General features: G+C 49.1%; 6 protein-coding genes. 2 read left to right on the top strand and 4 right to left on the bottom strand.

Going from position 1 to position 6,411, the window contains the following annotated elements:
* Positions 1-126: 126 nt before the first annotated feature.
* Positions 127-333, bottom strand: coding sequence for a hypothetical protein (locus tag AC5JLP_RS04315; RefSeq protein WP_496066675.1), 207 nt, complete (start codon positions 331-333; stop codon positions 127-129).
* Between AC5JLP_RS04315 and AC5JLP_RS04320 the strand changes: the two genes are divergently transcribed.
* Complete coding sequence (locus AC5JLP_RS04320; RefSeq protein ID WP_496066676.1) at positions 320-613, top strand: ISAzo13-like element transposase-related protein; 294 nt, start codon at positions 320-322, stop codon at positions 611-613. The two genes, AC5JLP_RS04315 and AC5JLP_RS04320, sit on opposite strands and share 14 nt — an antisense overlap.
* 222 nt (positions 614-835) lie before the next feature.
* On the opposite strand, the gene AC5JLP_RS04325 is transcribed toward AC5JLP_RS04320, so the two are convergent.
* From AC5JLP_RS04325 to AC5JLP_RS04335, 3 genes are all read right to left on the bottom strand, one after another.
* Entirely contained in the window at positions 836-1,414 is a 579-nt protein-coding gene (locus tag AC5JLP_RS04325) for a DUF3124 domain-containing protein (protein WP_496066677.1), read from the bottom strand.
* Positions 1,415-1,483: 69 nt separating this feature from the next.
* A complete protein-coding gene (locus AC5JLP_RS04330) occupies positions 1,484-2,905 on the bottom strand; it encodes an amidohydrolase (protein ID WP_496066678.1) in 1,422 nt (473 codons plus the stop codon).
* Between the two features lie 2 nt (positions 2,906-2,907).
* Positions 2,908-3,924 (bottom strand): aromatic ring-hydroxylating dioxygenase subunit alpha, encoded by a 1,017-nt coding sequence (locus AC5JLP_RS04335; protein ID WP_496066679.1) that lies wholly within the window; start codon positions 3,922-3,924, stop codon positions 2,908-2,910.
* Positions 3,925-4,499: 575 nt separating this feature from the next.
* Here AC5JLP_RS04335 and AC5JLP_RS04340 point away from each other — a divergent pair.
* Positions 4,500-6,149, top strand: coding sequence for a sensor histidine kinase (locus tag AC5JLP_RS04340; protein WP_496066680.1), 1,650 nt, complete (start codon positions 4,500-4,502; stop codon positions 6,147-6,149).
* Positions 6,150-6,411 lie beyond the last annotated feature (262 nt).

The raw sequence follows: 6,411 nt of genomic DNA on the forward strand, positions 1-6,411 counted from the left end.
AGTCTAACTTCTTTCCCTCCTTTCTCCGGTCTTATTAAGTTCACGATCCTAAGCGACGATCGCCAATGGATTCTCCAGTTTTTCGGTTCTGCTTGCCGTCACTACGACTTGCTGTGTTGAGGGGTTTTAATCCTTTTGTGCCAGTTGGAAGTGCGGAATGTGTGCTGCAATCTCTTGCGTGTTGATTTCCTGTTGTCGCGCCGTTCGGTCTAGAGCCCCTCGCAGACGCGATTTTGTGGCTCTGCGAGGGCGGCGGTAGCAACAGGTCTCATGACTCATGTTCAAGCTAGCCTTGCCAGCCTTGGTCAACGCGTTAGGGATGAAAATTTGCATTGCTCACTCTCCGCCCTACACCGCCAAAGCCAACCCGCTTGAACCTCGCTTGTGCCCTCACGGCTCAACAATGTGTCAAAGAGCCCTTTTGGAGCCTGTCCATCTGGTCAAAGCATGGCTGGCAAAAGTAACGACGCGTACAGGTCTCAAGAGCATTATGACAAGGCTCGCTAAAGTGTATCAAAGCGGTCGAAAAGTCGCTGCAGGCTGCCAAGCCAACCTGCAGCTTGTCTGCGGCCAACGTCTGCCGCAATGGCATGACACAGCCAAACCAGCATGACAGATGATTGAATTCGCGTTCCTTAGGCTTAATCTAGCAGGAGAAAGAGGCTCAATGCGTTATACCCAAATGAACTACATTCAGCACAGAAGGCGAATGCAGGCAATGTCTTTAAGGTCGGCTCAATTCTATGTGTGCAGTATCTTTTAGCAATTTCAGCCGCCTCCTCTAAACTCTGTATCGAGTCGTGTTTTTCAGGAAACTGATTCAGGCATTCTTTGATTAAGGTCTCTTCTGATATTGCTTAATTACTTTGCCGCTACTCACAAAGGAGATGCCCTGCGCAGAAGCCGTACTGATCATCACCGCTTCAACAACAGGCTCGTACACAGCTTTTTCAGCAACCCACTCAACAATAAAGCTGGCACCTAGCCCTCCACTAATATCATCCGTTTCAATAAAAAAGTCAGTGGCGGCTAGTGGTTTTAACGCGGCTGGCTTGTCTATATACTCCCTTACAAGCTGCCCACGTGTATCGTAATAGCGCACTGCCTTTAGAATGAGCGAATTGGTTAAATCGGTATTGCGAATGCTGAGTGTCGCTGACAAATTTACCACGTGATTCTGGCTGTTGTAGTGATAAATGTAGGAGTAGACAGGAACGTAAATGGTTTGTCCCGCTGTGATTTTTACGGCATCGATCGTGACGGGAACCAGTTGTGCTCCTTGCTCTGCATCTGGCTTGGGTGCCTGTGACGGCGACGTTAAGCAAGCCGACAGCGCTATCATTACGATCGCGCCAGAGCAAACGATCGCGCCAGAGCAAGAGAACTGTCGCTTTAACTGCTGGAACTGAGACATAGGCACCTTGTTCAGAGCAAACGCGCATCCATCGTAGCAGGGTGGAGCAAGCAAAGCATGCAACGGTTGCTAAGCCATCGTTTCTCCACATTCGCTCAAACCCATCACACGACGGTAGTGCGCTTCCACTTGATGGATCGTGCTGTATCGAGGGGCATGGTAGCCTGCTCCATCGTTAAAGATGGTTTGTGAAAAATGGGCCATATCTACCGTTTGCAGTTTCCCCCCTAAAACGACCTGCCGACCGCGTACCCACACACTTTCCACCGCTGCATTGGGTCTACCTAAGACAAGGAGCTTGATGGGATCGGTGCGGGGTAGCAGCGAGAGATTTTTGAGGTCGTAAAGTACCAGATCGGCTTGTTTGCCAACCGTTAACGAACCGACCTGATCAGCCAGGTTGACGCCTGTAAAACCACCGATCGCGGCCATCTCAACTGCTTTGTGGGGTGTAATCCAATGCTGGTAATCGGGGTCAGTGATGTTATGCAAAAGGGAACCAATTTTGATGGCTTCGAGCATGTCTTGACCATCATTACTGGCAGCACCATCACACCCAAAGGCGACATTTACACCAGCTTGCAGGTACTTCAGTACGGGCGCAATACCGCTACCGAGGCGCAGATTACTCAGAGCATTGTGAACCACAGTGGACTTAGTCTCTGCCAGGATGCCAATATCGGCATCATCCAACCAGATGGAATGCGCCAGGGATGTGCGGTGATCCAGAAAGCCAAGCTGTTGGAGATGCTTAACGGCACTGCCACCAAAGCGCTCTTGCGCCAGCATCTTCTGCGATCGAGTTTCTAGCAGGTGGGTGTGGCGACAGAGATTATGGCGATTGCTCAGGTCTCTTAGCCCTTCAAACAGCGCATCTGAACAGCGATGGAACCCTGTGGGGCCGACCGCTATATAAATCCCATCATCTGGTGCATGAGATTGTGCCACGATCGCTTCCATCGTAGCCAACACATCCGCTGTGGACTGAGGATACGGCTGATGGGGAAGGGTTTGCACCCCTTCGGGATAGCCTGCAACAAAGGGCAAATCCTGGATCAGGGGTGCGATAAACGCACGAATTCCCACCTCTTTGTAGGCACGAGCCGCCGCCGCAACGCTCTCAAGTTCCTGCCCAGCAATCAAGTACAGGTGGTCCATCACGCAAGTGCCGCCAGAAAGCAGCGTATTGATGGCAGTGCCCAATGCGCCCAAGTACGTTTTCTCCACTTCGGTTGTGGAGGTGTCAAACACGTCTGCCAGCCATAGTTCTAGCGGCAGTTGAGGAATGAGTCCTCGCTGCCAGAATTGGGGAGAGTGGGTGTGCCCATTCACAAAACCGGGCAGCAGCAGCTTATTTTCGGCATCGATCGCCGTTCCCACAGAGGGTAAGCCAGGAGCAATCGCCGCAATGCGATCGTCCTCAATTTGCACATCAACCGTAGCGTAGCCGTCCTCAACGGGGATCAGAGCCGAACGAAGGGTATAAGTCACGATCAATCCTGGCGACGTTGCTCAACTTCTCCGTGCGCTTTCAGCAGAGCAGCGAGCTTATGCCGCATTAGAATACCAGGTTTATCGGATGCCATGTGTTGCTCTTCGCGGATATCGAGCGGTGCATCATAATCCGTTGTCTCTAGAACTTCCCGATCTTCTTGAGTGACGGTGCGATCGAAGGCAATGACATCGGCGGCTTTGGCATCGGCTTCAGTGTCGTTGCGGAAACAGAACTGAATGAGCTGTGAGGTTTTGTCATTGATCGGGGTGGCAGCCGAAAAGATCAGGTGAATTAAGCCATTGGGGTATTGAATTTTGAGCGTGCGAGCAAAGGGCATAAACCAGCGGCGTTCGTTGGTACGAATGGTTTTCTCAGCTTGAATACCCAAATTTTGCTTCTGTAAATCGGGATTCAGGACTTCGACCCAATGCTTCATGACAAAGCCTGTTTCGGTATCAGAAATTTCGTCGATCGGGGGGGGCACCGGGTTACTCATATCGCCCCACGATTGCGCATGGACAAAGTTGCCATGCGCACTGTCGAAGGAGTTTTCCATAATCCGCAAGCCACTCGCATGCCAGGTTTCGTAAAATTCGTGAATTTGCCGAAATCCTGCGTCAGCCGCTTCAGGAATGTCAGGAATGTCTTGCAACGGTTCACCCATACAGACCCACACGTAACCATACCGTTCCTGACAGCGATAGCCGTTCACTTTATACGTCCGAGGGATGCTGTCACTGGTGAGTTGAGGCACTTTGACGCAGGTTCCACTGCCATCAAACGACCAACCGTGATAAGGACAGCGAATATTGCCATCAATTACCTGTCCCCTGGAAAGCTGCGCCGATCGATGACAGCAGCGATCGTCCGTTGCGGCAGGGTTGCTATCCCTATCTAACCACAGTGCTAGCGGTTGCCCCAGCAACGTAAACGCTTGGGGAGATACCTGAAGGTTGGCGATCGGCAGGACAGGGTACCAAAAGCGCTTGAGAGTTGGCTGTTGCGTGATCAACATAAGCGTTGGGGTAGCTGCTTTGCACGTTTAGATGACGATCGGGTAAAACTCGATCAGCTAAGAACGATGGTACGCGAAGATCGCGGCTAAAACAGTAGTTGAGCGAACACGTCGGATTGTCTCAACTCGTGAAATCTGCGCGATCGCCTTTCAGAGCGAATCGAAGTACCCGCGGCTAAACATGCATACAGTTGAATACAAGTTTCATGCCGACCACGTTAATTCCGGCTCGACGTGCAGCTTCGGCATTGCCCCTCGCGTATATAATGTTGCCCAAACGGTGTTTTTTTGAGCAGTAACCAAAACTATTGCTGGCTCACACTCACGCCGATTTGACCCTTGTCGAACATTCTATGGCCGCACCGATTGCCATTCGCCAAACAGCGATCGCCCTACTGGAACAACTGTTAAGCGATTTCTGAATTAAATTGGGAAAAATGGAAATGGAAGAGAAGATCTGCACTTTCTAGACTTTCATAGATTCTAGAAAGTGCTGAGCAAGTGTGAATTACCAGGCTAGAGGAATTATTTTAGAGCAATTCTCTTCATAAGAAATTAGCAGTAATGTAAGCGTTATGAAAATATCTCATAGACTAGTTGTTAGCTTTATCGGTGTATCTCTGTTAACGGGTGTAGTCGGGATTGTTGCAATTACTCAGAATCAAAAAATTGCTGAAACGCTGGCAATCTCAGAAGCAGAAAATGTTGCCCAAGTCATTGGAACTTCAGTTCTTCGTAGACTTAATGGTCGAGAATCTCTTCTGCTTGCGCATACCCACGAGCTACAAGATTACATCATGCGCATGCATGAATTACAACAGCGAGATCTCTCAGTTGTCGATCGCCAAAAACGGGTTCTGGCAAATGCTACCCCCGAAGAAATAGGTACCCATTTTGAGCATGATCAGGGCAACGAAGTTAGTCAAACAATGCAGGATGGCAAACCCAGAAGCTTTTTAAAGAAGAGCGGCGCACATCCTCAAAGGGTTGAGTTGCTTGTCATGCCGCTGAAAACTAACCAGAACAGAATTATTGGTGCTGTCATCTTAGAGTGGTCATCGTTGTATGATGCCGCGATCGTGCAGGCTAGACCGGCAATGTTAGTTATTAGTTTCACTAGTCTAGGCTGTATTATTCTGGCGTTACTCATTGGATGGCGCATTTCAAGTAGCATTGCCAAGCCGCTCCAATCGGTAACAGAGGTGGCACAACAGGTCACCCAAACCTCTAATTTTGATCTCCAAGTTCCAGTCATGACGCAGGATGAAGTCGGTATGCTTGCAATGGCGCTCAATCATCTCATTCGCCAGGTAAAAGTGCTATTAGACGAGAAAGAGCAGCGCTCAGAAGAACTTCAGAAAGCCTTGAATCAGCTTCATAAAACCCAATTTCAATTGGTACAAACTGAAAAGATGTCGAGCTTGGGACAACTGGTTGCTGGCATCGCTCACGAAATCAACAATCCTGTCAATTTTATTCATGGCAACCTGACATATATTGATAGTTATACCCAAGATTTATTAAAGGTGCTGCAAGCGTATCAAACACATTATCCTGAACCACCTCAAACGCTTAAGGTAACCTTAGACGACGTAGAGCTTGACTTTCTGCGTGAGGATCTCCTTAAACTGTTGCAATCTATGAAAGTGGGCACCGATCGCATCCGGCGAATTGTCTTATCGCTACGCAACTTTTCACGTCTAGATGAAGCAGCAATCAAAGCAGTTGATCTCCATGAAGGCATCGACAATACGCTGTTGATTTTACAGTACCGTCTCAAAGCAAAATCAGAGACTCCGGCTATTGAAGTCGTTAAAAATTACGGTCAACTCCCCTTAATTGAATGCTATCCCGGACAGCTCAATCAGGTTTTTATGAACTTGCTAGCAAACGCGATCGATGCCCTTCAGGAAGCATCGCAACAACAGGCAAATGATGATCAATCCACGCAAATCGATACCATTTGGCTATCAACAAAAGTGACAACTGAGAATCAGGTGCAGATTACGATTGCAGACAACGGCATGGGCATGTCTGAAGCCGTGCGATCGCGCAGTTTTGATCCATTCTTCACGACCAAAGCGATCGGCAAAGGTACTGGGTTAGGCTTATCCATCAGCCATCAGATTGTGACTGAAAAACATCACGGCAAGATGTGGTGTGAATCTACACCAGGACAAGGGACTAAATTTGTGCTTGAAATTCCTGTGCACCAGCCCAAGTGAACGTCTATTTGAGTGATCAAGCCGTTAACGATCTTCTCTTTAAGCACTAGGGCACGTCATCAATTAAGCTCAAAAACCTTGAGTATCAGCCTTACCGCGCCCGTCCTCACAAACACAGCTAAGGGCTGGAACCCTTGCTGCAAGTCATGTGTATGAGTCATTGATGACAGCCCCTAGTGTTCTGAAACAGAAATGATGCAATGTGCTTCAGAGGATGTCTGAGAAGTGTCAGAGACGCTGCCTTCGCCCCCTCAATCCCCCC

This window comes from Stenomitos rutilans (assembly GCF_059505485.1).